The organism is Sorangium sp. So ce394, from assembly GCF_051474665.1.
Lineage (GTDB): Bacteria > Myxococcota_A > Polyangia > Polyangiales > Polyangiaceae > Sorangium > Sorangium cellulosum_D.
On the sequence record NZ_CP150339.1, the window covers coordinates 11,306,991 to 11,332,955 of the forward strand.

General features: G+C 72.2%; 21 protein-coding genes. 7 read left to right on the top strand and 14 right to left on the bottom strand.

Features of this window, described 5'->3' with window-relative positions:
• Positions 1-167 precede the first annotated feature (167 nt).
• A complete protein-coding gene (ypfJ, locus tag WMF33_RS41775) occupies positions 168-1,004 on the bottom strand; it encodes a KPN_02809 family neutral zinc metallopeptidase (protein ID WP_437333813.1) in 837 nt (278 codons plus the stop codon).
• Positions 1,005-1,392: 388 nt separating this feature from the next.
• Between ypfJ and WMF33_RS41780 the strand changes: the two genes are divergently transcribed.
• Complete coding sequence (locus tag WMF33_RS41780) at positions 1,393-1,977, top strand: peroxiredoxin (protein WP_437333814.1); 585 nt, start codon at positions 1,393-1,395, stop codon at positions 1,975-1,977.
• 15 nt (positions 1,978-1,992) lie between these two features.
• Here the strand turns inward: WMF33_RS41780 and WMF33_RS41785 are convergent, their stop codons facing one another.
• The 6 genes from WMF33_RS41785 to WMF33_RS41810 form a co-directional block, all read right to left on the bottom strand.
• Positions 1,993-3,003, bottom strand: a complete 1,011-nt coding sequence (locus WMF33_RS41785; protein WP_437333815.1) for an ADYC domain-containing protein — start codon at positions 3,001-3,003, stop codon at positions 1,993-1,995.
• A gap of 136 nt (positions 3,004-3,139) precedes the next feature.
• Positions 3,140-7,078 (bottom strand): nSTAND1 domain-containing NTPase, encoded by a 3,939-nt coding sequence (locus WMF33_RS41790; protein WP_437333816.1) that lies wholly within the window; start codon positions 7,076-7,078, stop codon positions 3,140-3,142.
• A 185-nt stretch (positions 7,079-7,263) separates the two neighbouring features.
• The gene (locus WMF33_RS41795) at positions 7,264-8,595 is read right to left on the bottom strand and encodes a monooxygenase (RefSeq protein WP_437333817.1); all 1,332 of its coding nucleotides are present in this window, start codon (positions 8,593-8,595) and stop codon (positions 7,264-7,266) included.
• Between the two features lie 19 nt (positions 8,596-8,614).
• Entirely contained in the window at positions 8,615-9,319 is a 705-nt protein-coding gene (locus WMF33_RS41800; RefSeq protein WP_061622938.1) for a potassium channel family protein, read from the bottom strand.
• Between the two features lies 1 nt (position 9,320).
• Positions 9,321-10,847 (bottom strand): cation:proton antiporter, encoded by a 1,527-nt coding sequence (locus tag WMF33_RS41805; RefSeq protein WP_437333818.1) that lies wholly within the window; start codon positions 10,845-10,847, stop codon positions 9,321-9,323.
• A 317-nt stretch (positions 10,848-11,164) separates the two neighbouring features.
• On the bottom strand, positions 11,165-13,003 hold the full coding sequence (locus WMF33_RS41810; protein ID WP_437333819.1) for an SLC13 family permease: 1,839 nt from the start codon (positions 13,001-13,003) through the stop codon (positions 11,165-11,167).
• Positions 13,004-13,149: 146 nt separating this feature from the next.
• Here WMF33_RS41810 and WMF33_RS41815 point away from each other — a divergent pair, with 146 nt between their 5' ends.
• Entirely contained in the window at positions 13,150-14,013 is an 864-nt protein-coding gene (locus tag WMF33_RS41815; RefSeq protein WP_437333820.1) for a class I SAM-dependent methyltransferase, read from the top strand.
• Between the two features lie 19 nt (positions 14,014-14,032).
• On the opposite strand, the gene WMF33_RS41820 is transcribed toward WMF33_RS41815, so the two are convergent.
• Positions 14,033-15,328 carry a hypothetical protein gene (locus WMF33_RS41820; RefSeq protein ID WP_437333821.1) on the bottom strand — a complete coding sequence of 432 codons (1,296 nt, stop codon included), beginning with the start codon at positions 15,326-15,328 and terminating at the stop codon, positions 14,033-14,035.
• 396 nt (positions 15,329-15,724) lie between these two features.
• On the opposite strand from WMF33_RS41820, the gene WMF33_RS41825 reads away from it, so the two are divergent.
• From WMF33_RS41825 to WMF33_RS41840, 4 genes are all read left to right on the top strand, one after another.
• Entirely contained in the window at positions 15,725-15,934 is a 210-nt protein-coding gene (locus tag WMF33_RS41825) for a hypothetical protein (protein ID WP_063823571.1), read from the top strand.
• A 281-nt stretch (positions 15,935-16,215) separates the two neighbouring features.
• The gene (locus WMF33_RS41830) at positions 16,216-16,731 is read left to right on the top strand and encodes a hemerythrin domain-containing protein (protein ID WP_437333822.1); all 516 of its coding nucleotides are present in this window, start codon (positions 16,216-16,218) and stop codon (positions 16,729-16,731) included.
• A gap of 183 nt (positions 16,732-16,914) precedes the next feature.
• Positions 16,915-17,199: a hypothetical protein gene (locus tag WMF33_RS41835; protein WP_437333823.1), complete on the top strand. Its 285-nt coding sequence runs from the start codon at positions 16,915-16,917 to the stop codon at positions 17,197-17,199.
• Between the two features lie 296 nt (positions 17,200-17,495).
• Entirely contained in the window at positions 17,496-18,314 is an 819-nt protein-coding gene (locus WMF33_RS41840; protein WP_437333824.1) for a CAP domain-containing protein, read from the top strand.
• A gap of 15 nt (positions 18,315-18,329) precedes the next feature.
• On the opposite strand, the gene WMF33_RS41845 is transcribed toward WMF33_RS41840, so the two are convergent.
• Both WMF33_RS41845 and kduI read right to left on the bottom strand, forming a co-directional pair.
• Positions 18,330-19,031: a tRNA-uridine aminocarboxypropyltransferase gene (locus tag WMF33_RS41845; protein ID WP_437333825.1), complete on the bottom strand. Its 702-nt coding sequence runs from the start codon at positions 19,029-19,031 to the stop codon at positions 18,330-18,332.
• Between the two features lie 270 nt (positions 19,032-19,301).
• Positions 19,302-20,147, bottom strand: coding sequence for a 5-dehydro-4-deoxy-D-glucuronate isomerase (gene kduI, locus WMF33_RS41850; RefSeq protein ID WP_437333826.1), 846 nt, complete (start codon positions 20,145-20,147; stop codon positions 19,302-19,304).
• 454 nt (positions 20,148-20,601) lie between these two features.
• On the opposite strand from kduI, the gene WMF33_RS41855 reads away from it, so the two are divergent.
• Entirely contained in the window at positions 20,602-20,967 is a 366-nt protein-coding gene (locus tag WMF33_RS41855; RefSeq protein ID WP_061628992.1) for a hypothetical protein, read from the top strand.
• A gap of 31 nt (positions 20,968-20,998) precedes the next feature.
• On the opposite strand, the gene WMF33_RS41860 is transcribed toward WMF33_RS41855, so the two are convergent.
• From WMF33_RS41860 to WMF33_RS41875, 4 genes are all read right to left on the bottom strand, one after another.
• Complete coding sequence (locus WMF33_RS41860; protein ID WP_437339570.1) at positions 20,999-21,787, bottom strand: formylglycine-generating enzyme family protein; 789 nt, start codon at positions 21,785-21,787, stop codon at positions 20,999-21,001.
• A gap of 325 nt (positions 21,788-22,112) precedes the next feature.
• Entirely contained in the window at positions 22,113-23,027 is a 915-nt protein-coding gene (locus WMF33_RS41865) for a hypothetical protein (RefSeq protein ID WP_437333827.1), read from the bottom strand.
• Positions 23,028-23,738: 711 nt separating this feature from the next.
• The gene (locus tag WMF33_RS41870) at positions 23,739-24,914 is read right to left on the bottom strand and encodes an alpha/beta hydrolase family esterase (protein ID WP_437333828.1); all 1,176 of its coding nucleotides are present in this window, start codon (positions 24,912-24,914) and stop codon (positions 23,739-23,741) included.
• The gene (locus tag WMF33_RS41875) at positions 24,904-25,902 is read right to left on the bottom strand and encodes a hypothetical protein (protein ID WP_437333829.1); all 999 of its coding nucleotides are present in this window, start codon (positions 25,900-25,902) and stop codon (positions 24,904-24,906) included. Before WMF33_RS41875 ends, WMF33_RS41870 begins: the two co-directional genes overlap by 11 nt.
• Positions 25,903-25,965 lie beyond the last annotated feature (63 nt).

The window sequence follows — 25,965 nt, forward strand, 5'->3', positions numbered from 1 at the left end:
CGCGCAGCGAGCGGCCTTGCGGCGGGAAGCGAGGGGCACCGTACGACGAGACCATCGGCGGGCGAGCAGGGTACACCGTCGCGCGGAGCTGTCGCGAGCCGCTCTTCACCCGGCCTTGGCCCTGCCGGCCTGGACGCGCCGGGCCGCCTCGGACGCGCGCCGCGCCTTCAGGGCGAGGCCTCCGCGAACGTATCGCAGTCCTCGACGCGGCCGCCCCGCATGCCGCGCTTGAACCAGGCGACCCGCTGCGCGGATGAGCCGTGCGTCCACGTCTCCGGGTTGACCCTGCCGGTCGCGCTCTTCTGCAGCCGATCGTCGCCGATCGCGGACGCGGCCTGGAGCGCCTCGTCGGCGTCGCCCTCCTCGAGCAGGTCGCGCTTCGCCGTCGAGTGGGCCCACACGCCGGCGAAGCAGTCCGCCTGGAGCTCCATGCGCACGGAGAGCGCGTTCCGCTCGCTCGGGCGCGCCGCTTGCTGCTGGCGCATTTTTCGCTCGATGCCGAGCACGTTCTGCACGTGGTGGCCGATCTCGTGGGCGAGCACGTACGCCTGGGCGAAGTCGCCCGGCGCGCCGAACCGCGCCTTGAGCTCGCGGTAGAAGCCGAGGTCGATGTACGCCGTGCGATCGGCTGGGCAGTAGAACGGCCCCATGGCCGCCTCGCCGACGCCGCAGCCCGACCTCACGGAGTCGGTGAACAACGTCAGCTGGGGCGCCGGATAGGTCTGCCCCATCCGGCTGAACACCTGCTTCCACACGGCCTCGGTGTCATCGAGGACGAAGGAGACGAAGTCGACGAGCCGCTCCTCCTCGGGCGAGCTCGCGCGCTCGCGCTGCGCGCCGGGGAGCGAGACGCCCTGGCCGAGCCCCGAGGAGAGGAGATCTTTCCCGAAGACGAGGGAGAGCACGAGCAGGATCATCGTCCCGCCGACGCCGAGCTTCGCTCCGCCGGAGACGCCGCGGAGATCTCGGAGGTTCGCACTGCGTTTCCCAGGTGTCCAGCGCATGGCAAACGCAGATATAGCGTGGAGCGCGCCTCGGGCGCCACCTTAGCTTTTCGTCAGGACGTTTTGCATTGCTCGCCTGCTGTCGGTGCCGGCGTGGGGGGGGCGCGCGAGCGGGTCGCCCCCTGCGCCGGCCCGCGGCGGCCCTGAGCAGCGAGGCGCGGTGTGGACAACGAGCCTGACGCTCACCCCTTCAATCGCCGGAGACACCGAGTCAGCTCACCAGTTCTCCTGACGAGTTGACGATGTCTCTCCTCGACGCGCTCGCGCGCTCGCGAGCGCCCCCGATCCCCTGCCAACGTCCGCATGGCCCTGGCAACCTCAGCGGCGGCGCGCCGCCGCCCGACGGCGCTTGCCGTTCGCGGAGGCCGGTGGAACGATGCACGCCATCATGACGCGCACGACGCACCTCACCTCCACCCTCGCCATCGCGCTCGCCGCGCTGGCCCTCGCCGCCGGCTGCGACGAGCCCTCCGGCGCGTCCGGCAAGGCCGCCGAGAAGCCCTCCGAGACGACGGGCGCCTCCGCCCAGCCCGCCGCGCTCAAGCCCGGCGACGCCGCGCCCGACGTGACCTTCAAGCTGCACGACGGCCGAGAGGTGAAGCTCTCCAGCCTGCAAGGCAAGCAGGTGCTCGTCTATTTCTACCCGAAGGACGACACGCCGGGCTGCACCATCCAGGCCAAGGGCCTGCGCGACGGCTGGGCCGATCTCCAGGGCGCCGGGCTCGAGGTCTACGGTGTCTCGACCCAGGACGCGCAGAGCCACCAGGCCTTCATCCAGAAATACGAGCTCCCGTTCCCGCTCGTCGTCGACGAAGGCGGCGCGATCTCCAGCGCGTTCCACGTGCCGATGCGCAACGACCTCGCCGCGCGCCAGTCCTTCCTCATCGGAAAGGACGGCAAGATCAAGCAGGTCTGGCTCGATGTGGATCCGAAGGAGCACGCAGCGGCGATCCTCGCCGCAGCGAAGAGCTGAGCGCCGCGACCCGCGCTACAGCGGGCTCACGTTCGTCGTGAACGACGCGTTCCGCAGGAGGCGCCGCTCGGCGAGCGGCGTCGCGAAGCCGCTCTCCTTGTTGAACGTCGAGCCGGGCCCGCCGCAGCTCGGATCGGCCCCGGCCCACCGCTCCGGGCAATGCGCCGTGACGTAGTCGCGGTCCGGGTTGCCGACGGCGCCCCGCCACCGCGTGCGCCGGATGCAGGCGGCGCCGTCCACGGTCCACTCCGCCTCGAGGCTCATGCCAGAGCCCTCCGTCTCGCGCTGGATGCCGAGCGCATCCCAGACGTCGATCGCCGTCCCGGCCCGCGTGTGCGGCGCGCCGTCGCCGCAGTAGTCCGCGCGCACCATGCGGACGCACGCCTTGTGGAAGTACGAGAGAGCCCTGCTCTCGCAGCGCTTGCCGTCGCACTCCGCCGTGGTCGCCCAGTCCCTGTAGCCCCACTCGGCGCACTTCGCGATCGCCGCGCCCTGGCAGGCGAACGTGAACTGGCTCCCGTCGTCCGAGAAGACGCCGGTCACCGGATCCCAGGTCCCCCTCACCGCGATCGCCTCGACGCCCTCGCCGCAGACGTTCGCCCAGCCCGCGCCGCCGGCGTTGTACTTCACCGTGTAATACGCGATCCCGTCGCGCTCGACGACGTTCGCGATGCGGACGATCACGGTCGATCGATCGTCCAGGACCGCCTCGATCTCGGCGCCGATGAAGTCGGCCCCGCGGACGGGCTTGCCGTCGCTCTCGCGCGCCCCGACCAGCGTCGCCCCGTCGAGCGAGACCCCGTTGAAGCGGACCCCGTTGAAGCGGACCCCGTTGAAGCGGACCCCGTTGAGCTGGGTGCCGTTCAGGTAGGTGCCGTTGAAGGTGAGATCGTTGAGCGCCTGCAGCTCGAGCGCGCTCTCCGCCGGCGCCTCGTCGCCCTCGCCGCCCTCGACCTCCGCGGCGCAACCGACACCCACGGAGATGAGCCCGACCATCGCCCCTGCCAGGAACCCTCGCTGAAACATGATCGCCTCCGAACGCTGACGCTCAAGCCATGACGCCCTGCGCGCCGACGATCTTCCTCCCGGCTGTCGGCGCCGCTCCCGCGAGGGGCGCGGCGCCTCTCGGCGCTGCCGGGGCGCCGCAGATCCTCGTCACCCTTTACGGAGGTGGAGGAAAGGAAGCACAGATGCGGAGCCCAATCACCGGATCGAGGAAGGTGCCGTCAACGACGGTCCGGTTGTCACTCCGGACCGATGTTTGATCGTAGAGGTAAGCCCCGCCGCGCAAAAGCACTTTGTCGACCTCTATCGACGAAATAGCCCACTCGAGGACGTTCCCCGCCATGTCGTCGACCCCGAAGGGACTACGTGAGGCAGGGTGCGAGCCCACCTCATCTGGACCCATCGTGGAGCTCTCCTTGCCATAGGTCTCATCGAAGTTGGCGTCGCCGGGAGAGAGCGTGTCCCCGTGCGGGAAGATCCGGCTGTCGGCGCCCCTCGCCGCGCGCTCCCACTCGTGATCGGTGCACAGCCGGGCCCCGCGGACACGGCCCGTCTTGTGGAGCCACGCGGCATACTCGGTCGCCTGCGCGAACGAGATGCCCGTGACCGGGAAACGAAGCCAGTCCTGCTGCGCCCGGACCTCCCGCGTGGGATAGACGAGCGGCTCGCCGGCGCGCGCCGTGTAGGCCTGCACCGTGGGTTGGATCGTTAGCTGCCATACGCCGCTGGGCAGACGGCGCAGCCCGAGGGCGCCGGTCATGGCGCCGTTGCCCGCCTGGATGATGGACGGCTGCTCGCGGGACTCTCTCGGGAGCGTCTGGACGTAGTCGAGCCACTCCTGAAACGTCGTCTCGTGCCGCGCGATGAGGTAGGCGCCCGTGCTGATCTCGTGAAGGGGAACGGTCGAGAGGAACGCCCACCGGTACATGTCGTCCAGGGCGGCGCCGAAGAGGAATCGTCCGGGCGGAATGTAGATGAACCCGGGAGGGACGTCCCCCGCGGGCGGCAGCGGGATGGAGAGGCGCCGCGGCTCGCCGCGGCGGACCAGGAACGGATACCGCACGATGGTGCGGTTCCGCGCCTCGCACGTGAGCAGGTAAGAGCCCTGCGCGAGCGCGATGTCCGAGAGCGGCGTCGACCCGCGGACCCGCAGGTCGACAAGCTGCCGGCGCCCCTCCGCGTCGGTCTCGTACCGCTCCAGCGTGACGTCGGCGCCCGGGGGGTCGGTCTCGATGGACACCTCGACGGGCGCGCTCCACCGCTGCCGACGCACGCCGTCGGGATCGTACGTGGTCATGCGCTGGAGCAGCTCGTCGCGCAACGAGGGGTGGCCCCGGCCGTCCGCGGCGAGCGCGCGCTCGTAGAGCACGTCGCCGAGCAGCTCGCGCGCGTCGCGGCGGGTGCCGTCGAGCGTGAGCACCGCCTCCAGCTTCTGGCTCGCCTGCAGGTGGAGCCGCTCGGCCTCCGCGGCGCGCCTGCGCGCGCGCTCCCAGAGCGCCTCCCCCTCGTCGCGGCGCCGGCCGTCGAACGCCGCGAGCGCCTCGGCGCGGAGCGCCTCGGCCGCGGCGCCCTCGCGCGACGCGGCGGCCGAGATGTCCGCGGCCTCCTGGATCTTCCGGTCCGCCCGCGCGGCGAGCTGGCGCGCCGCCCTGAGCTCCAGCGCGCCGTAGAGCAGCGCCGCGACGAGCGGGACCCCCACGGCGAGCGCCCACCGGGCCACGCGCTGCGTCAGGACGGCGCGCCGCGACGCCCGGAGGAACGCCGCCTCGCGCGGCGGCAGATCGCCCGGATCGAGGCCCTTCGCCTCCATCAGCTGGCGCGCGCTGAAGAGCGCGTCGCGGCGCCGGCCGAGCCGCTCCCACTCGGCGGCGGAGGCGTCGAGGCGCAGGCGCATCGCCCGCTGCTCGCGCTGCTCCTCGAGCCAGTGGCGCAGCGTCCCCCACCCGTGGATCAAGGCCTCGTGGGCGATCTCGTAGACCGTCCCCTGCTCGCCCTCGCGGGCGAAGAGGAGGCGGCCCTGCACGAGCGCCTCGAGCGCCGCGCGCGCCGCCTCGTCGCCGCCCGGCCCCGCGAGCTCGGCCTCCGCGCGCCGCGCCCGCGTGCCCTGCGGCGTGATGAGCTCGCCGAGCAGCCGCCGCGCCGCCGCGTGGACCGCGGGCGGCATGCGGCCGAGCACGCGATCGGCGTGGCGGGCGAGCGCGCCCTCGACCCCGCCGATCTGCGCGAGGTCCGCGCTGCTGAGGGGCGCGTCGGGCGCGGCGCGGGCGTCCCAGAGCTCGGCGAGCGCGAACTGGAGGAGCGGCAGCCCGCCCTCGGCGCGGGCCGTGGACTCGACGAGGGCGTCGACCACCGCGTCCGACTCGAACGCGACCCCCTTGGCCCGCGCCGGCCCGGTGATCGCTTCCCGGAGCTTGTCCGCGGACATCGGGCGGAGCAGGTAGAGCGCGCGCTCGATCTCGTCGCCGAGGCCGGAGATGCCGGCGACGCGCGCGAGGAAGTCGCCGCGCACCGTGGCGAGCAGGCGCAGGGACGGCGAGCGCGCCGCGAAGGCGCTGAGGACCTCGCCGACGAGCGCGGCCTCGGCGGGGCCGCTGAGGGTCGCGAGCTCCTCCAGCTGGTCGATGAACAGCACGAGCCCGCCGCGCTCGCCGAGGCGCGCGCGGAGGTCGCGGACGAGCGAGCCCGGAGCCGCGCGCACGGCCTCGGCGATGCGCTCGGCGGGCGCGCCGAGGACCGGCTCGAGCGCGGCGGCCAGCGCGGCGAGCGGGCGCCGGCCGGGCACCATCATCGCCGCCTGGAAGGCGCGCCCGCCGCCGAGGGCGCCCTCGAGCACGAGCGAGAGCACGCCGGCCCGGCAGAGCGACGACTTGCCCGAGCCCGAGTCGCCGGCCACGACGAGCATGGGCTCGGAGCGCAGCCGGTCGAGGATCGTCCCCGTCTCGGAGCTGCGCCCGTAAAACACCGCGCGGTGCTCGACGTCGAAGACGAGCAGCCCGCGGTAGGGGTTGCCCTCCGGCGCGATCGAGGCGTGCCGGCTCCGCGCGAGCAGCTGCTCGAGCGCGTCGCGCAGCTCGTCGCCCGAGGCGAAGCGGGCGGCGGGGTCGATCTCGAGGCACCGCTCGATGACCGCCGCGAGCCGCGCGTCGACGCCCGGCGCGAGCGCGGCGAGGGGCCGGGGCCGCTCGCACTGGACGACGCGCGGCAGATCGAGCATCGGCACGTCGTCGTGCGGCGGGACGCCGGCGCAGAGCTCGAAGAGCAGCGCGCCGAGCGAGTACACGTCGGAGCGGCGCGTCGCCAGCTCGCCGCGCCACAGCTCGGGCGGCAGGTAGTGGGGCGTGCCGCCGTCGACGCCCTTCGTCGCGTCGAGCAGCAGCGCCGCCATCTCGGCCGCCTCGCGGATCCCGCCGTCGAGCGGCTCGTCGCCGAGCGCCGCGTCGTCGCCGTGCGCCCCGGGCGGCGTCACGACGCCGCGGATCGCGGGCGCCTGCACCGCCGCCGGGTCGAGGAGCTTGGCGAGGCCGAAGTCGAGGAGCTTCGCCTCGCCGTCGAAGGTGAGCACCGCGTTGGCCGGCTTGATGTCGAGGTGCAGCACCCCCCGGCGGTGGGCGGCCGCGAGGCCCCGCGCGAGCCCGGCGCCGAGCTCGAGCACGCGCTGCCAGGGCATCGGCACGGTCACGCGGTCGAGGCTCTGGCCGCGGACGAACTCCGACACGATGTACAGCTGTCCCCGGAGCTCGCCCACGCGGTAGATGGCGACCACGTTCGGGTGCTGGATGCGCGCGGCGGCGCGCGCCTCGGCGAGCAGCCGCGCGCGCACCTCGGCGTCCGCCGTCTCTGCGCGGATGAGCTTCACCGCGACCATGCGGTCGAGCAGCGTGTCGTGCGCGAGGTAGACGTCCCCCATGCCGCCGCTGCCGAGCTTCTGGACGAGCCGGTACTCCTCGAAGCGGCTCGGCGGGCTGAAGCTCGAGGGGCCCGCGCTCGACGGCATCAAGCTCGACGGCGGCGGCTCTTCGGACGCCCGCGGCTGCGTCTCCGCCCCGCCGGGGCGCAGGGCGGCCTGCGAGAGGGTCGAAGCGGTTTTCTCTTTCACGAGGGCGCGCCTGGCTCAGCGGTGGCCTGACGAATATACCCGGTGCGGCCGGATGGACTCCGTATCGACACCGCCGGGGATGCCCGAAGCGACGGCGCAGGGCGCCACATCCAGCGCTCGGGGTGTGACGCGCTGTCGCCGCAGCGCGTGATCGGACTCGATGGCTCGACGCTCCGCGGCGGAGATCAGAGCTCGGTCATGTAGAAGGTGCTGAGACACATCTCATCGTTCGTGCCTTCACCCCACACGACATCGCCGGGGACCCGCGGCTTACCGTCGATGATCGGCTGGTTCTCGGGCGTGTTGTCCCAGTGACACTCGAGCGACAGCGTGTCGCCCGGGTGGAGCACCTTGGGCTGGGCGAGCGTGTAGCTGCCCTGCCAGTGGAAATCCCAGCGCGGGATGTCGAGCACGCACTCCGAGCTGCCGTCCGCCCGCTCGATCTCGAGGCGCGCGCGCTTGCCGAGCGTGTGCATGTGGAGCCCCGCGATGTGCAGCTCGATCGGCGCGCCGCCGGCGAGCGCCCGGGTGGGCTGCGCCCCCCAGCGGTGGACGACGTCGGCCTCGAAGGCGGGGATGGTCATGGCGTCGCCGGTGAGCCAGGCCGGGTTCGTCCACGGCTGCGTGGAGCCCTCCCGATCGACCGAGCTCTCCAGCATCAGGTCGATCGCGGAGCGATCCGGCAGCTTCCCCGCGGTCAGCGTGTTGTAGTGGACCTGCACGACCAGCTTGGAGCCCGGCTCGATCCGGGTGCCCGTCCCCGCCGGGAAGGTGAGGCTCCCGCCGCCGGGCACCCAGCCGCCGAGCCAGCGCGGCCTGATCCCCGGCCCCCCGAAGCAGGGATAGCCCGGGCCCGGGTCGGCCGCGTCGAGGGCCTCGACGTCGGCGACCATCTCCGGCGCGGCGATGAAGGCGATCACGTGGTGGACGATGCGCTCCTCGCCGGGCCTGACGCCGAAGCCGGTGACGTAGCGCGCGCTCTCCTCCGGCCAGTCGATCACGAAGCAGCGGTAGTCGTCGGGCCCCGCCTGCGGGGTGTACTCGACCGGCATCTCGAGCGTCCGGTCCACGCGCTCGAGCTCGGGGCTCGGCGGCCGATCGAGCGGCGGGCCCTCCTCGGCGGGGTCGCCCACGGCCGCGCCGCCGTCGACCCACGCGGCGATGGTCTGGATCTGCCGCTCGGACAGGGACCGATCGCCCACGTAGTCGGCGCAGGCGCCGTCGGCCGGCCAGGGGGGCATGGTGCGCTCGACGACGGCCCGCTTGATGAGCGGGGCCCAGGGCACCGCGGCGTCGGGCCCCTCGAGCGAGAACGGCGCGACGCCGCCGGCGCTGTGGCACCCCGCGCAGCGCGCGTCGAAGATCGGCTTGACGTCGCGGTAGTACGAGGCCGCCGCCGCGACGCCGCCGCCCGCCGCCGCCCCGGCCCCGTCGTCGCCGCCGCACCCCGCGATGGCGGCGGCCAGCGCCGCGCCCAGCCATGCCGACAAGCCCGTGTAGCCCGCGCACCTCACCATGGAAACACCTGCCCTCGCGTCAGCGACGCTCGTGGATCCCGCCGTTCCCCAGCTCGCGCCGGAGGAAGAACGCGATGACGTCGGCGAGCTCGTCGCGCGCGGCCACGAGGAGCACGGTGGCGCCCCCCGCGACGATGGACGAGCCGCGCGGCGCCTCGACGCGGCCGTCGGGGCGGTAGACGCCGGCGAAGACGCACGACGAGGGGAAGCCGGCGCTGCCGGCGATGACGCTCACCGAGCGGCCCGCGACCGCCGCGTCGGCCGGGATGTCGAGCTCGAACGCCACCGACTCGCCGGCGCCGAGCACCATCGCGTGGCGGACGCCCGGGTGCTCGATGGCGGTGGCCATCGCGCCGATGAAGACGTCGATCTCGGAGAGGATCCGCTGGACGCCCGCGCGGACGTAGACGCCCCGGTAGTCGGAGTCGCGCATGCGCACCATCACGCGCTTGGCGCCCGCCGCCTGGGCGAGGAGCGCGACGGCGAGGTTGTCGGCGTCGCGGCGGAGCATGGCCACGACCACGTCGGCGCGCCCCACCTCGGCCTCCTTGAGGAGCCCGGCGTCGGTCGCGTCGCCGACGAGCGAGACGAGGCCGTGGCGCTCGAAGGCGCTGTTGGCGATCGACTCGTCGCGATCGACGATGGTCACCTCGTGGCCCGTCTTCGCGAGGTGGACCGCGACGCTCAGGCCCGCGCGCCCGGCGCCCGCGATGAGAACGCGCATCTCAGTGGCCTCCTTCGTGCTCGTGCAGCTTCATCATCTCGCGATCGATCTCGCCCACCTGGGCGTTCGCCGTCTCATCGGCGATGAGCCCGCGCCTCGCCGCGTCGAGCAGCGCCGCCTTCTCCGCCGTGAGCAGCGCGAGATCCGTGAGGTGGTCGCGCTCCGCCTCGCCCTGGGGCGACTGGAGCGCCGCCTCGGCCGCGATCACCCGGCGCTGGAACGCGGCCCGGCGCTCCGCGTGCTCCTTGCGGGAGAGGAGGCCCGCGGCGAGCAGGTCGTCGAGCTCCGCCTGGCCGCGCCGCGCGGCGATGAGCGTCGCCTTCGCGCCGTCGAGCGCGGTGTCGGCGCTCGGGGCCGCGACCCGCAGGAGCTTGAGCAGCCGCGCGAACGGCAGCGCCTGCACGACCAGGGTCACGAAGGTCACGCCGAAGACGATCGTGATCAGCCGCTCGCGGAACGGCATGTCCTTCGGGAGGCTGAGGACGGCCGCCATCGAGAGCGCGCCCTTGATGTTGCCGACCAGCATCACGTGCTGCCAGCGCAGCGGCACGACCTCCCGCGTCATCGCCCGGAGCGCGCCGAAGCACCCGTAGACGGCCACCGCCCGGCCCGCGTGCAGGGCGATGAGCGCGAGGCCGATGGAGGCCGCCTCGCGCACGAGCATCTCCGCCTGGATCTGCATGCCGACGAGCAGGAACAGCAGCACGTTGAGGAGGAAGCCGGTCGTCTCCCAGAACCCCTCCAGCGCGAGCACGCGCGAGGGCTCGAGGTGGCGGCGCGCGGCCTTGCCGACGACCACGCCGGCGACCACGACGGCGATGACCGGCGAGGCGTGGAGCCGCTCGGTGAGCAGGGCCGTGGCGAACACGAGCACGAGCGAGGCGAGGATCGCGGTCAGGTGGTCCGGCGTGCGGCGGAGCAGGACCGCGCCGAGGGCGCCGAACGCGCCGCCGAGGACGGCGCCGCCGAGCATCGCCATCGAGAGCGCGCGGAAGGTCTCGACCGGGTCGAACGTGCCGCTCGCGAGGACGCGCGAGGCGATCAGCACGAGCACGAGCGCCGTGCCGTCGTTGAAGAGGCTCTCTCCCTCCATGATCGCGGCCAGCCGGTGCGGGACGCGGACGCTCCGGAAGGCGAGCAGCACGCTCACGGTGTCGGTGATGGCGAGCAGCGCGCCGAGGAGGAGCGCCGCCGCGAACGGGAGATCGAGCACCAGCGTCGCCACGGCGGCGGTGCCGAGCAGCGAGATGAGCACCCCCGGCACGGCGAGCGCGAGGATGGGCCGGCTCGCGGCGCGCAGGATGTCCGCGTCGGCGGCCAGGGCGCCCTCGAAGACGAGCACCGGGAGGAAGGCGATGAGGATGACCTCCGGGTCCATCGGCGTGTTCGGCAGCACGTCGAGGACGACGAGGACGAGCCCGATCAAGACGAGCGCGACGTTGTAAGGGACCCCGACGCGCTTGGCGCCGATGGCGACGACGGAGCCGACGGCCAGGACGAGGAGCAGGCTCTCGAGCCGCTCCCTCATGCGTCACCCCGCGGCGGCGGCACGAGGGCGATGGCCATCGGCCCACGCGGCGGGCACGCCCCGATGTGCGTGAGTTCTCTGCGAGCGATCACCGTAAATCCTGCGCTACATGATCGCCCCGGAATGCGCAAGATTGGAGAGCCGTCGCCCGCGCGGTCCGGCGGGCTGCGCGCGGCGGCGTGCAGGCGAGACGCGAGCGTGCCTGTGGCCGGGGAGCGGGGAAATGTCCGAGAGGTCATGACACGACGTCCGCGGCGCTCTCGCGTCCTTCGCGAGCGGCAGTCCCCGGCGGGCGCCGGAGGCGCGCTGACCGGCGCTCAAAAGGGCCAGACGAGCGGGACGACGATCAGGGTGGTGGCCAGCACGAGGAGCTGCAGTGGCAGGCCGACGCGCGTGAAGTCTTTGAATTGATAGCCGCCCGGCCCCATGACGAGGATGTTCACCGGGGAGGCGATCGGCGTCGCGAACGCGGCCGAGGACGCGAACGCCACCCCGAGGAGCAGCGGCTCCGGCGCGAGGCCCAGCGCCCCGGCCAGCCGGACCGCGAGGGGGGCCATGAGCACGGCGGTCGCGGTGTTCGAGAGCACCATCCCGATGGTCGAGGTGAAGAGCACGAGCGCGCCGAGCACCACCGTGGGGCGCGCCCCCGCGAGGAGCCCCTCGGCGGCGGAGACGACGGCCCCCATCGCGCCCGTGCGCTCGAGCGCGGCGGCGAGGGGGACCATGCCGGCGATGAGCACGACGCTCTCCCAGTTCACGGCGCGGTAGGCGTCCACCGGGCGCACGCACTGCGCGAGCACGAGGAGGAGCGCGGCGAGCAGCACGGCGATCACGTTGGGCAGCCACCCGAACGCCATGCAGACGAGCATGCCCAGGGTGATGCACAGGGCGAAGGCGGCGCGCGCGCGATCGACGAGGACGTCGCCGCGCGCGTCGGGCTCGGCGACGAGCACGAGATCGCGCCGCTCGTCGCGCAGGTTCTTCAGGTGCTTGAGCCGCCCCTTCACGAGCAGCGTGTCGCCGGCGCGGAGCTTGAGATCCCTGAGCTCGGGCGTGGCGTGGAACACCGGGAGCCAGCCGTCGCCCCGCCGGATCGACAGCACGCTGGCGCGGTAGCGGTCGCGGAACCTGGCCTCTCTCAGGGTCTTCCCCGTCAGGCCGGAGCGCCGCGGCAGCACCACCTCGGCGAGGGACTCCTCGGGCGGCAGCGAGAACACGGGGCGCGCCGAGAGCGCCTCGAGCCCGAAGCGGTCGGCGAGCGCCGCGATCGCCGCGTCGCTGCCGAGCATGCGCAGCTCGTCGCCGGCGGCGAAGACCGTCTGCGGCACCACGCGCTGCGCCTCGAGGCCGTGGGGCCCGGGGCGCGCGATGCCGACCACGGTCACGCCGAAGTCCGCCCGCAGGTTCGCCTCCCCGAGCGTGAGGCCGGCGAGGCGCGATCCGGGCGCGACGCGCGCGGCGCGCAGGGCGCTGCCGAGGCCGTACTCCATCGAGAGATCGTCGAGCGAGAGCGACCGCGGCGCGCCCGCCTCGGCCCTGTCTCCTTTGCTGGGCAGCGCGCGGCGGCCGATCGCGACCATGTACGCCACGCCGACCGCGAGCACGACGAGGCCCGGGGCGGTGAAGCTGAAGAAGCGGAACGGCGCTCGCCCCGCCTCGCGGAGCGCCTCGCTCACGAGCAGGTTCGGCGGGGTGCTGATGAGCGTGAGGTTGCTCCCGAGGTGCGCCGCGAACGCGACGGGCATGAAGAGCCGCGCCGGCGCGATCCCGCGGCGGAGCGCGAGCGTCCCGACGACCGGGAGGAGGATCGCCACGGTGCCCGTGGAGCTCATGAAGGCGGACACGAGCGCTGTCGCGCCCATCACCGCGATGGTCACCTGGGCCTCCCCCCCGCCGGCGAAGCGCTCGAGGCGCTGGCCCAGCCAGTCGGCGACCCCCGTGTCGGTGAGCGCGGCCCCGACGACGAAGAGGCCGGCGATCATGAGCACGGCCGGGTTCGAGAACCCGGCGAGCGCCTCGGGGACGGTGGCGACGCCGGAGATCGTGAGGGCGAGCAAGGACGTCATCGCCACCACGTCGAGCCGCATGCGATCGCTCACGAAGAGGGCGATCGCGAGCCCGAGGATGACGAGAGCGACGATGGCCTCCGAGGTCATGCGGCGCGCAGCCTAGCGGCACTCCCAGGAGACCGCATCATGGACGGATCAGCTCGCCGCGCGCCTCTCGGCGGGGCGCGCGGCGAGCTGGGGTCCGGCGTCGCTCGCGCTTTGAAACGGCGGCGGCTGCCGCTATGACAGCCGTCATGCGCGAGCGTCGTCCCAGCCAGACCGCCTCCTCCGTCGCGCTCATCCGGGCGCTCGCGGATCAGGGCCTGACCGATGTGCCGGGCTTCGAGGACCCGGTCGTGCACCGGCTCCTGTCGCCCGGGTGGAGCGCCGCGCTGACGCTGCTCGCGCGGCGGATCCGGCGCATGGACGCCGCGAAGCGCGCGCGCGTCCTGGCCAGGCTCTCCGCGGTCCCGCTGCGCGTGAGGGCCATCGACGTCGAGCTCGAGCGCGCCGTGGAGCGCGGGTGTCGTCAGGTCGTGAGCCTGGGGGCGGGCCTCGACACGCGCGCGTTCCGGATGAAGGCGCTCTCGGCGGCTCACTTCTTCGAGATCGATCACCCGGCGACGCAAGCGTTCAAGCGGGGCAAGGCGGCGGCGCTGACGCCGGTCGTGGAGCGGCTGACGTACGTCGCGGTCGACTTCGAGCGCGACGCGCTCTCCACGCGCCTGCGCTCGTCCGGCCATCGGGCCGACGAGCCCACCGCGTGGGTATGGGAAGGGGTCGTGATGTACCTGTCGGACGAGGCGCTCCGGGCGACGCTGCGGGCGCTCGCCGAAGCGTCGGCGCCGGGCAGCGTCCTCCTCGTGAATTACATGGAGCCCGGCGGCCGGCGCCCCCTCGCCTTCCTGCGACACCTGGTCACGCGCCTCTGGAGCGAGCCGCTCGTCGGCTTGCGCCGGCGCGAGGTCATGCGCGCCGAGGTCGAGCGGGCCGGGCTCCGCGCCTCGAGCGACACCGGCGCGGCGGACTGGGCCCGCCAGCTCGGCGCCCCCTTCGACCCGGAGAACCCCGCCGCCAACCTGCGGCTCCTCGTCGCCGAGCGCCCCGGCGCGGGCTGAGCGTCGGCGCGAGCCCTCGTCAGCTCCACGTCTCCGATCGCCGCGGATTGCGGGTCTCGATCGCCTCGGCGTGCCCCCGCAGCCCGCGCGCGGCGGGCAGGTTGCCGTGCGTCTCGAAGACGTCGGCGAGGGCGAGGCCGAGGATCACGATCTGCTGGGGTTTGTCCAGCGCGCCCACGGCCGGCGCCACGGAACCGAGCAGCTCGAACGCCCGCCGCCACGCCTTCGCGGCGGCGTCCGGCATGTCGGCGTTGAGCGCCGCGTGCCCGGAGCAGCGGTGCATGTCCGCCGCGAACTCGTGGCTGCCGCGGCGGTCGGCGAGCTCTCCGGCGCGGGCGTACGCCTCCGACGCGTCGAGGAAGCGCCGTTGCTTGCTGTGCAGGCTGCCGAGCGAGGCGTAGGCCTCGGGGACGATCGCGGACAGCCCGCGCCGCTCTGCCTCCTTCAGCGCGGCGACGAACACCCGATGTCCCTCGTCGACCACGCCCGCGGCGATCAGCGAGCGCGCGCGCTGCATGGCCACGTGGATCGCCTCCTCGCCCAGCCCGCGGCCCGCGAGCAGCTCCTCGGCTTGCTTCTGGACCTGCGCAGCCTCGTTGTGCCGCCCCGCTTGAAAGCACTTGTCGGCCTCGTGCAGGAGGCGCCGCGCGGGGAGGAGATCCGGCGCGCGAAGGGGGGAGTCGGGCGCGATGCGAATCTCGAGGTCGGCGGGGAGGCGCTGCCCGCGCGCCGAGAGGTCGGTGAGCAGGCGCTCGACATCCATCATGGCCGCGCTGTCGGCCTCCGGCCACACCACGCGGGACGCGCCCTCGCCGAAGCGCGCGAGCAGGTCGCCGACGCTCGAGTGGACCGGATCGACGAGGACCCAGCGCACGAGCGCGAGCTCGGGCCGCTGCGCGAGCCAGAGGACGTCGTGGGCGTACGCGCGGGGGTCGTCGACGTGCTGCGGCGCGAGCACGAGGACGGCGGTCGCGTCCGGCGCGCGGGCGGCGAGGTGGGCCGCGAGCGCGCCCGCGAAGGCGTCGAGCGGCTCGCGCAGGGGGCCTGGCTCCGCGGTCGAGGCGGGCGGCTCGGCCGCCGCCGAGGCGCCGAGCTCGCGCGTCAGCGAGCGCTCGCGGGCGGCCCAGCCACGGCTGGGCCCGTAGACCGGGTCGGCCAGCACCCAGACGGGGCGGGGCGCCGGGCCTGCTTCGCCGAGCGCCCGCAGCAGCGCCAGCGTGTGCCCGTGGACGTGCGCCGGGACGATCACGTGCAGCAGGCGGGCTCGTTCGCCTGAGAAGATGGCGCTGAGCGCGCGGGCGATGTCGTGGATCATGTCGCGTCCCGGGGCGGATTCTTGCGCCGATCGGCACCGAGGCCAAGCGAATGCGCGCGCTCCGGCGCGCGGCCTCGCCGGCGCCTGCGCTTTCGCCCGCGGAGCGCCGCGCCCCGGCGATCGGGCGGCCGTAGCGCGTCGCAGGACGCCACGGTCGAGGCGATATGTCTCAGGGGACCTCGCGCCGGGGCGGGCGCGCGGCGCGGAGCGCGCGGCGGGGAGCGCTGAGCGCGCAGCGGAGAGCGCGGAGGAGGACGCGCGGGCGCTCGCCCCCGCTTGGCCCGCGCGTTGCTGAGCGGAGGAGGCTGAACCAAGCGTGAGCGTCGTTGAAGAACCGCCGAGCGCGCCCGGGGCGAGGTGCCGCTGGTCGCGTTCCGGCTCGGAGGAGAAGGTACCGTGAGAACTCTGTATCTGTCGCTGCTCGTGGGCGGCGTGGTCTTGGGTTGCGGTGGCAGCAAGCCTCAGCCGGAGGGCCCGGCCGAGAAGGCCGGCGAGGCCGTGGACGACGCTGCGCGCGACGTCAAGGACGAGGCGAAGGACGCGGCGGAGTCGACCGGCGACGCCGCCGAGGAGGCGGGCGACAAGGTCGAGGACAAGACGGACTAGAGCGACAACCGGGTTGAAACCCCGAGAAATCGAACCGCAGAGGCACAGAGGACACAGAGGAACAACAAACTAACTCTGTGCCCTCTATGCCTCTGTGGCTCGAATCTCTTCATTCATAAGCGTTCAAGTTGATCGGTGTCTAGCAGGGCCGGCCCGTCGGCGGCGTTGCGCTGTGAAGAAAGCTGGCCGGAGCGCCTGCGCCCGAGGCGCTCGCGGCCGAAGGTTGAACCCAGAAGACCCCGGCCGCGCCGCGGCGCGGCTCGCAGCGTGGAGGCAGGAACATGAAAGCGACATCATTGCTCGAGAAGCAGCACCGCAAGGTGGAGTCGATCTTCAAGCAGCTCGAGAGCGGCAAGGCGGAGCCGGCGCCCCTGCTCGCCGAGCTCGCCAACGAGCTCGCCGCGCACATGGCGATCGAGCAGGAGAGCTTCTATCCCGCCGTGCGGCAGATCAAGGAGGACCTGATCCTCGAGAGCTACGAGGAGCACGCGATCGCCGAGCTCGCCCTGAAGCGGCTGCTCGCGACGGACCCGGAGGACATCTCGTTCAAGGCGCGCGTGACGACGCTGAAGGAGCTCATCCAGCACCACGTCGAGGAGGAGGAGGAAGAGCTCTTCCCCAAGGTCGAGGAGGCCATCGACGAGAAGCGCCTCCTGGAGCTCGGCAAGGAGCTGAAGGCGGAGTTCGAGCAGCGGCTGGCCGAGGGGTACGAGGCGCTCCTGCCGGCGGGCTACAAGAAGACGTCGGCGGACAAGGCGAGCCACGCGAAGCACGCGAACGGCGCCAACCCGGCCTGACGGGGCCTGCGCGCGCAGACGGCGAGCGCGCGACGGACCGGGTTCGAGCCACGGGGGCAGGGAGAGCGCAGGGGCGGCGGAGGCCCTGCGCCCTCCCTGCCCCCGTGGCCGTTTTGTGGGCGTTCATGAGGGCGCGCGGCGCCGCCGGTCCGGGGCACGCGAGCGGCCGTTCGGCGGTCGACCATGGAAGAAGCAATCGGCTGGATCAGCTCCATCATCCTCGTCCTGACGGTCGGCAAGCAGGTCCACAAGCAGTGGAAGAGCAAGACGAGCGAGGGTGTCTCCAAATGGCTCTTCCTCGGCCAGCTGGCCGCCTCGGTCGGGTTCGTCGTCTACAGCTGGCTGGTCGAGAACTGGGTCTTCGTGGCGACGAACCTGCTCATGGTCGCGAACGCCCTCGCCGGCGCGCTGATCGTCTATCTGCAGCGACGGCGGGGCGCGCAGCGGCCGGCGGGCGAAGGGCGCTGAGCCGCCAAGACGCCAAGGACGCCAACGGAGGAGAGAGATAGAGAGAGAGCCTCTCCTCGCGCGCCCCTCTCCTGACCGCCTTGGCGTCGTGTTTTTTTCTCTGCCCGGACACATGCACTTATCCCGCTCGACTGAAACCAAGACCAGCAAACGCACCTCCTGTGCGACACCCACACTTTCCTCCGCACAGAAACGCCGCACGCTCACCAGCTGCGCCAAAACCGCGCTCAATCTACAAAAGTCCAGCACGATCGGTCGAAGTTGAGCATGGGCCCAAAGCACCATAGACTCAGCAGATGCTTAACCCTTCGACTCACTCCTACGCCGTCGCGCTCGCCGCGACGTTCATGGCCTCTGTGCTGTCGGGCTGCATCGGCGAGCTTGGCAGCGCGCCGACCGAGGGCGAAGGCAGCGGGACGACGAGCGGCGCCGGCGGCGAGGACGACAGCGGGCCGCCGGGCGGCGGCTCGACCGCGGGCAGCGGCGGCTCGACCGCCGCGGGCGGCGGCTCGGGCGGCTCGCCCCCCGGCGGCATCGGCGGCTCCACCACCGCGGGCAGCGGCGGCTCCGCCACCGCGGGCGCCGGCGGCAGCGGCGGCGCACCCGCGGGGGGCGCCGGGGGCAGCGACGGCTCCACCACCGCGGGCGCCGGCGGCAGCGGCGGCTCACCCGCGGGGAGCACCAGCGGCGCCGGCGGGTCCGGCAGCGGCGCCGGCGGCGCGGGCGGCAACGGCGACCCGACCGGCGCGGCGCAGCTGTGCGTCGATACGATCAACCAGCACCGCGCCACGCTCGGCCTGCCGCCCCTCGCGCGCTGGACCGAGGCGGAGTCGTGCTCCGATGAAGAGTGCGAGTCCGACGGAAACACCGGCCAGGCGCACGGCGCGTTCGGCGCTTGCGACGAGCGGGCTCAAAATGAGTGCCCCGGCTGGAACGGCCCGCCCGAATCGATGATCGTCCCGTGCTTGCAAGCCATGTGGGACGAGGGGCCCGGCGAGGATTTCAACAAACACGGCCACTACATCAACATGAGCAACACCGCGTATACCAAGGTGGCTTGCGGATTCCACACGTTCCCGGACGGCAGCGTCTGGGCCGTGCAGAACTTCCGGTGACCGGCGCGCGACCGCTCACCCGCTCTCCGCGCCGTCGACCTCCCGCACCACGAGCGCCTCGGCGCCGTCCTCGGCTCCCGGGGCCGCCGCCCCGTCCGTGAGCTTTCCGGTGAGCCGCACGCACGTCGCGCGGTGCACCCAGACGTCGAACGCCTCCATCATCCGCCGCTCGACCTCCGGGCCTTCGAGCAGGCCGAGCGCGCGCGCGACCGCCTCCAGCGTCGACAGGGCGCCCTCGTGCGGGGCGCGCCGCAGCCCGTAGCGGCTCGGCGCGCCCTGCGGCAGCGCGACCGGCTCGGCGCCCTGCGCGTCGGCGTCGCGGTGAACGACCCGGCGCGCCTGGTTCCAGTTGCCGTCCGGAACGAGCAGCACCACCGGCCCGCCGCGCGCGTCGTCGGGCGAGAGGGCGCGCGCCCCGGGCGACGGATACAGCACGAGCCGGCGCCCCTCCGGCAGCGGCGGGCGCGCGCGCGGCGCGATCTCGCCGCGCACGCGCACCTCCGCGCCCTCGAGCAGCCGCGCGACGAGCCGGCCCGTGTTGGTGCTCCTCGTGCGCTCGATCCGGTGGGTGAGCAGCACGACGCGGGTGCGCACCGCGAGCCGGGGCAGCGCGCCGCAGAGGCACATCGATCGCGGCAGACCGCAGCCGCGGCAGCGCGGCGTCCCCCGCGCGCGGATGGGGGGCAGGTCGGGCGGCTGCAGCGGGACGAACGTCATCTCGGCTCGGGACCGGGCGTTTTCGCACGCGCAGGCCTCCCCGGTCAAATGGCCCCTCCCCGCCCGGGCACCTCGAGCGTCCCCCGCGACTCGCTCCTGTTCCCGCTGAGCGCCCGGAGCTTCGTGCGCGCGACCTGCGCCCGGCCGGCCGGCTGCCTACCGGGCGGCCGTGCCCCGGAGTGATTCACATGAAGGCGGGAAGACAGGAAGATCCATGATCTTTTCTTCCCGCCTTCCCGCCTTCATGTTCAAATCCGGCCACCACCCACTTTACTTCAGCTGGCAGACGTCGAGCACGTCCATGTCGGTGTAATCGAGGTTCTCGCCACCCATGGTCCAGATGAAGCCGTAGTTCGAGGTGCCCACGCCCATGTGGATGGACCACGGCGGCGAGATCACCGCCTCGCCGTCGCCGACCACGAGGTGGCGCATGGCGTCGGGCTGGCCCATGAAGTGGAATACCCGGCTGTCGCCGGTCAGGCCGAAATAGAGATAGATCTCCGAGCGGCGGTCGTGCAGGTGCGGCGGCATGGTGTTCCAGACGCTGCCCGGCTTGAGGAAGGTCACGCCGAGGAGCAGCTGCGCCGACTGGCACACGCCCGGGATGATGTATTGATAGATGGTGCGCTCGTTGGACTGCTCGGGCGACCCGCGCTCCAGGGGCTTGGCCTGCTCGATCGAGATCTTGGTCACCGGAAAGGCGGTGTGGGCCGGCAGGCTGGCCAGGTAGAACTTGGCCGGCGCGGCGGCGTCCGCGCTGTCGAAGGTCACGTCGGCGACGCCCATGGGCACGTAGAGCCCGTCGCGGGGCGCGAGGTCGTAGGCCTTGCCGTCGACGGTGACGCGGCCGGCGCCGCCCACGTTGACGATCCCGAGCTCGCGGCGCTCCAGGAAGGGACGGCCCTTGGCGCTCTTGGGCTCGGTCTGGGCCGGCAGCGTCAGGGTCTCCTTCGTGGGCGTGGCCCCGCCGATCACGAAGCGCTCGTTGTGCGAGTAGCTCAGCCGGGTATGGCCGGGAGCGAACAGGCCTTGCACGAGATATCGGTCGCGGAGCGCCTGGTTGTCCGCGCCCTTCATCATGTCCGGGTGCGTGGCTTGATAAGTCTTGTTGAACATGATCCATCCTTGAAGCGCGCCGCGCCCCGGAAGCCGAGGGCGCGAGCGCCGGGAGCGCGCGCGGAGCCGGAGGCTGGATGGCGTGGCAGGAGCCGTCCTGCCGCCGCTCACGACGTCCACGCCGAGCGAGTCGTGAACCGAGATGCACAGGACGTTCCAGCGCTGTGCCAGGCGCCGGATCGACGGGAGGGGCCACGCGACGACCGTCGCGTGGCGAGAATTTTCCACCCATGGCGGCTGAGATCCGGGCGTGCTGTCAACCGCGGCTTGCACCGGTTGACAGGCGCGGTTGACAGCCCGCGGGCTTCGAGGCGCGAGCGATCATGGCGGCGGCACCGCAGAGCCCGGTGCCGGGGGCAACCCCGGGGGTCCGGCGCCGCGCTGCGCCGATGCCCCTCGGCCCGGCGTCCCGCGCCGTGGTACATCTACGAGCACATCTTGAAAGGAGCGCGCAATGGCGAAGCTCATGGTGTACGAGACGTTCTCCAAGTCCAACATCGATGCGCTGCTCGATGCCGGCATCGTCATCAACCTCGCGTTCGACGCGTCGCACAGCAAGCAGGAGAAGACGGTCCACCTCGAGCTGCTCATCGACGCCAGCACGGAGGCGATCGAGCGGCTCAGGAGCCGTCACAACGACACGTACATCATGCTGAAGGGCGCGCTGATGCAGGGCGCGGGCACCTACAAGCTCGAGTGCCACACCTTCGATCAGGACATCGTCGACAGCTCGCCGAAATCGTACGAGATCCGCCAGAACCGCGCGATCGTGCGGCACGGCGACATCGGCACCATCATCCAGGACATCGGCTGGTGGTGAGGCGCGCGAGCGCGCCGGTGTGCCGCGCGCCTCAAGGGGTTCTGGCGCACCGCGCCCCGATGTTGCCCCGGTGCTCGGGGTAGTAGACGTGGCGGGTGGCTGACCGCAGGGTCGGGGCGAGGTCGTCGTTGCTACCGCTCCGGAAAGCCCGGTAGGAGCCTGCTGTCACAGCGGCACAGTCATGGCATGGCATCGGGTACTGGACCGGATCCCAGTCCAACGTCCATTCCCACGCGTTCCCGCCCAGATCGGACTGGCCCCACTTTCCGTCGCCTTTCGGCGACTTCGATCCGACGTCCTGTAGGCTGCAGGTGCCGCCGCAGTAGACCGCGTGGCTGTCATCGATTGTCGTGGAGGTGGCTGGCTTCGACCACGGATAGTACCTGTGCTCGCTGCCCCCGGAGGCCGCGTAGTTCCACTCCGCCTCTGTCGCCAGCCGTCCTCCGTCCCACGCACAGAACGCGAACGCCGTGTACCAGTCCAGGCAGTTGATCGGCTTATTTTCGTTGCTCCCCGCCGTGTCCGTCCAGCTCTGATGGACAATGCAACTCAGGGCCTTCTTCAGGGCAGCCGTGTTCGGGGGCAGCTTGGCGTCCCACGCGGAGCTCCAGCCAGAGCCTGGGATCTTCGGGTGTGCGCCCGTGCCATCCCCAGGCGGGCTGGCCTGCGTGCCCATGCCTGCGTGCACGAAAGCCCGGAACCGGCCCACCGTAATCTCGTATTTGTCGAGGTAGAAGTCGCTCACCGTCGCCGGGTAGTTTCGGTCCAGATAGTCCACGCCGTCGTAGCTTCGAGCGAAGGTTCCGCTGGGGACCAGCAAGCTCTTGCAGCAGTCCTCGTCCCCCGATGGCCCGCAGGTCGCCGGCAGCCCGGCGCAACTTGGCGCCCTTCCACCGCAAGCGTCCGCGTGGCCGCGGCTGGGGTCCTCCGCGATCGTCTCGCCCGCGGTGCAACCTGCCGAGAACAGCAGCCCGAAAAATGCGATACCCACGGTGTGACAAGGACGGGCAAGCGAAAGCATAGGTCATCCACCGGTCAATGCCTGCTCCCATCCGATGAGCAGGGCTCCCCCCGGAGCGCGCGCCTCTACGCGCGGCGCGCGCCCGTCGACATCGCAGCTCGGCTTCGTCGGGCCTGCGCCCCGATCAGCCCCCGAAGAACGCCTTCGCCTGCTCTCCCAGCACGTTCTCGCCCTTCGGGCTGCTGGCGTGGCAGCCGTCGCTGACTTCGCCCGCGTCGTTGTTGAGGATGAACTTCCCGAGGTAGCTCATGTTCTCGTTGACGGTCGGGTCCTTGGCCAGCTCTTGTGCCTTCATGTCAGCCCAAGTGGCGCCGCCCGCTCCCGAGAGGAAGCAATCGTGCCCTGCATTGTAGACCGGCTGGCCCACGATGTAGATATGCGTGCCCGGGTTGACATGCTGACGCGCCGCGTTGACCATGTCATGGAGCTCCTTGTCGGTCGCCCGCTGCGAGAAGACGCAGATCTGGACCATGATGGCCTTGACGACGTCTTTCCCTCCAATCGACGCCATCTTCCGGTCGAAGAGCTGCCAGGAAGAGCTGTTGGGGTTCGTCCAGTTCTGCACCACCATGGCGCCCGTTTGATAATCGTCCGAGTTCCACATGATCCTGCCGCCGACGCGCTTGTAGCCAGTGCCGATGTTGTTGGCCATCGAGCAGCCAGTGTACGCCACCGAGTTGTCTCCCGTTGGAGGCAGGCCGTCGTCCTCACCGCCCGTTCCGGCAGTGCCGCCAGCGCCGCCCGTGCTCGCGGTGCTCCCCGACGGGGATCCGCCCGCGCCTGCGCCGCCGGTGCCGTCTCCGCCGGCGCCGGTGGTGCCGACGGTAGTGCCGCCCGCGCTGGTGCCTCCACCTGTCCCAGCGCTGGTCGAGCCTCCGGTCGTGGGACCGCCGGTGCCGGTCGTCCCTCCGGTCGCGACGTCTCCCGACCCCGAGCCGTCGACCGGGTCACTGTCCGAACCGCAAGCGCCGAGGCAGAGCGCGGCTATCCCAAGAGCGCAGCGGGCCATCCATCGGTAGGAAAGAGCAAGAGAGTTCATCGTCGTCACCTTCTGTTGGGGGGCGTTGGGTCGGGACTCGCGAGGGATCTCGGCTCGCGTCCGACCGTCCTTGTTCTATTGCCGCCGCGACCCGCGCGAATAGACGGCGAGATCGTCGTCGGCCCCCTTGGACAAATTTGTCATCCCCCCTCGTCGACTTCGAGAGCCGTCACGATGCCCGCTCCTCCGCGGGGAGCGTCACCTGAAATATTCGTTCGGCCTGACTCGGCATGACTCCCACGAGCGCTTTCGACCTGTTCGAGGGCCGAGAGCGGCGCGCGGCGTGCCGCCGTGCAGCCCCCGGGAGGGATGGCGCTCGCGATGGCTTGGGGGCATCTGGCGGCCGCGGGGCGGAGCGGGCCGTCGACCCGCAAGGCCGCTTCGCTTCGGTGAGCCCGCGGGCTCGCCGAGGGGGGGTGACTCCATCGCCCCCCTTCGACCGTTCCTGTCATCCCCGCCCCGTCTCGGAGCTGTCTACGACAGGGGTCAGCCGCTCTACGAACCCGGATGGACCTGCGATCTCGCGGGCAGCTGCGGCCCGGAGCTCACCGACCGACCAGGAGTACGCCTGCGAGCGCGACCGCTCCGTCAGGTTAGAGTTCCAGGGTTCGCAGTCAGCATTCTATGGATCGTGACGGTGCGCATCAGTCAGTATCGACAGCATACCGCGCGCCGCCCCCGGCCCTCGACCGGCGCTCGTTCGTTCCTCGCTCACGGCAGCGAATGCCGCTTCAGCGTGGCCCACCCGATCTCGGCGCTCCCCCAGGCCGTGCCGCCGCCCTGCGCGGTGCACAGCGTCACCTCCACGCCGCCCGCGCAGGTCGAGTAGGTCGAGCAACCGCTTTCGTCCGCCGCGCTCGGTGAGCCCGTGCACTGATTCAGCGCGGCCCACCTCTCGAAGGTGCCGACCGCGCCGAGAAAGGTGATGTTCGCGCCGTTCGGCGCCTGCTGCGCCCCTCCCGCGTAGGGGACCAGCACGTCGGCGGTGCCCCGGAACGAGATCTCGGTCACCGGACGCGCCGGCTGGCAGGGCTGCTCCGACTCCGCCAGAAGGTCGAAGGCGCTGGGGGCGACGCCGGCAAAGACGTCCGCCGCGTTGCAGGCCAGGTGGTAGGCCATCCCGCCGCCGTTCGCGACGCCCACGGCGTAGACGCGCTTGACGTCGACGCACGCCTCCGCCTGGACCTCTTGGACCAGGGCGCGCGCGAACCCCACGTCGTCGACGTCGCGTGACGAGGTGCAACACGGACCGATGTTCCACGCGCCCTCGATGCCCTGGGGCCACGCGACGATGAACCCCTCGCGCTCGGCGAGCTCGCGGTACCCCGAGGCCTCGGCCTCCGCCGCCGAGGTCCCGCCGAGCGTGTGGAAGTCGAGGACCAGCGGCAGCGGGCTCGCCCCCGTGTAGCTCGCAGGGAGGCGAACGACGTAGCTGCGGGTCGTGTCTCCGACCGTCAACGTGCGGTCGTTGTCGCCGACCGAAAGGGTGGTGACCGGGCAGGTGGCCGCCGTCTCGCCGTCGCCAGGCGCTCGGCAGAAGCCGCCCTGGCAGCGGAACGGCGCGCCGAGCGGCTCGCAATCGGCGTGATCGGAGCAGGAGAGATCGCAGAACGCGGCGCTCTCGGCCCCGGCGCACGCCGCCCCGACGGGCCGCTCCGCGACGGCCACGCACTGGGCGCCTGAGGCGAGCGCCGCGCACTCGCCTTCGGCCGAACAGGCGCGCGTGCAGACGCCGCAGATGCAGGCGAGGCCGTCCCCACAGCCGGCATCGCAGCTCGTGAGAAAGTTGGTCTCGCTCCCGGTTTGAGGACCCAGGCCCTTGCAGGACGCACCCAGGAGCGCCGCGCTCGCGAGGAGGCACGCCGCCGCGATCACCTTAGATCTCATCGCCGCCCCCGACATCCTGCTGGATCAAGCACTGTCCGATGTAGAGCACGACCTGCGTGTACCTGTCCGGCGTCTCGCGCCCCGCGTTGAATGCCTCGACCTGCTCGCGAAGCTCGACCAGCTGGGCGCGCAGGCGCCCCAGCGTCTCGTAGGCCCGCTGTTCGTACGGATGGCCGGGCCACACGTCGAGGGTATAGGTGCTCCCCCCGACGCGGTCGGCGAGGCCGGGCGCGGTGCGATCCTCGCGCAGCCGGCACAGGATGGTCTTCACCATCGCCTGATAGTGATCGAAGATCGCCGCCTCCCACCCCACGGGCGAGCCCAGCAGCACGTAGAGGCTCGCGGCGCTGTACGTCGCTCCGGCGCCTTCCTCGGTCCGCTCGACTCGCCCCGATTCCACGAGGCGCACCAGGGCGGATTCGAGCTCCGCGCGCTCGATGTGCGTCCGCTGCAGCAGCTCGTCGCGCGTGAGCGGGCCCTCCCGATAGATGATCGCCCAGACGAGCTCGTCCACGCCCTCGCCGGAGCGGAGCGCGCGGAGCGCGCCGAGCTCGTCGTCCGAGACCGCGCGATACACCACCTGAGCCCCCTGCCCCGCCTGGAAGATCAGGCGGCTCTCGCAGAGGTCGAAGAGCACCCCGCGAAGCAGGACGTCGTCCTCGGCGGCGAAGGCCCTCAGGATCTCGGCCCGCGGCGTGATCCCCCGGCGGCGGATGTAGTCGAGCACGGCCTCCCAGAGCGAGCGGCCCCGCTCCACCGAGCTCTCCGTGATCCGCCGGACCCGGCGCTGGTAGCTCCTCAGCCCCATACCGAACATGTCGGCGCTCACCTTGCGGCTGACCCCCTGCCGCTCAAGCTCGGTCGCGAGGTCCTGGAACACCTGGTCCGCGAGCTGGGCCAACGGGGCACGCCAGCCCCCCGAGGTCGCCAGCTGGGCGATGAGAACGGTGGTCTGGCGAACGATGGCGTGAATCAGCTCGACCGTCATAAGGCTCGACGAGAAACCTCGTCGCTCGCCGAGAGTAGCGCGGCACAGGATCGAGGGGGGAGT

Coding starts and splice junctions, on each gene's coding strand:
- ypfJ (WP_437333813.1), bottom strand. CDS start 1,004: ATGCGCTGGACACCTGGGAAACGCAGTGCGAACCTCCGAGATCTCCGC.
- WMF33_RS41780 (WP_437333814.1), top strand. CDS start 1,393: ATGACGCGCACGACGCACCTCACCTCCACCCTCGCCATCGCGCTCGCC.
- WMF33_RS41785 (WP_437333815.1), bottom strand. CDS start 3,003: ATGTTTCAGCGAGGGTTCCTGGCAGGGGCGATGGTCGGGCTCATCTCC.
- WMF33_RS41795 (WP_437333817.1), bottom strand. CDS start 8,595: ATGGTGAGGTGCGCGGGCTACACGGGCTTGTCGGCATGGCTGGGCGCG.
- WMF33_RS41800 (WP_061622938.1), bottom strand. CDS start 9,319: ATGCGCGTTCTCATCGCGGGCGCCGGGCGCGCGGGCCTGAGCGTCGCG.
- WMF33_RS41805 (WP_437333818.1), bottom strand. CDS start 10,847: ATGAGGGAGCGGCTCGAGAGCCTGCTCCTCGTCCTGGCCGTCGGCTCC.
- WMF33_RS41810 (WP_437333819.1), bottom strand. CDS start 13,003: ATGACCTCGGAGGCCATCGTCGCTCTCGTCATCCTCGGGCTCGCGATC.
- WMF33_RS41815 (WP_437333820.1), top strand. CDS start 13,150: ATGCGCGAGCGTCGTCCCAGCCAGACCGCCTCCTCCGTCGCGCTCATC.
- WMF33_RS41820 (WP_437333821.1), bottom strand. CDS start 15,328: ATGATCCACGACATCGCCCGCGCGCTCAGCGCCATCTTCTCAGGCGAA.
- WMF33_RS41830 (WP_437333822.1), top strand. CDS start 16,216: ATGAAAGCGACATCATTGCTCGAGAAGCAGCACCGCAAGGTGGAGTCG.
- WMF33_RS41835 (WP_437333823.1), top strand. CDS start 16,915: ATGGAAGAAGCAATCGGCTGGATCAGCTCCATCATCCTCGTCCTGACG.
- WMF33_RS41840 (WP_437333824.1), top strand. CDS start 17,496: ATGCTTAACCCTTCGACTCACTCCTACGCCGTCGCGCTCGCCGCGACG.
- WMF33_RS41845 (WP_437333825.1), bottom strand. CDS start 19,031: ATGACGTTCGTCCCGCTGCAGCCGCCCGACCTGCCCCCCATCCGCGCG.
- kduI (WP_437333826.1), bottom strand. CDS start 20,147: ATGTTCAACAAGACTTATCAAGCCACGCACCCGGACATGATGAAGGGC.
- WMF33_RS41855 (WP_061628992.1), top strand. CDS start 20,602: ATGGCGAAGCTCATGGTGTACGAGACGTTCTCCAAGTCCAACATCGAT.
- WMF33_RS41865 (WP_437333827.1), bottom strand. CDS start 23,027: ATGAACTCTCTTGCTCTTTCCTACCGATGGATGGCCCGCTGCGCTCTT.
- WMF33_RS41870 (WP_437333828.1), bottom strand. CDS start 24,914: ATGAGATCTAAGGTGATCGCGGCGGCGTGCCTCCTCGCGAGCGCGGCG.
- WMF33_RS41875 (WP_437333829.1), bottom strand. CDS start 25,902: ATGACGGTCGAGCTGATTCACGCCATCGTTCGCCAGACCACCGTTCTC.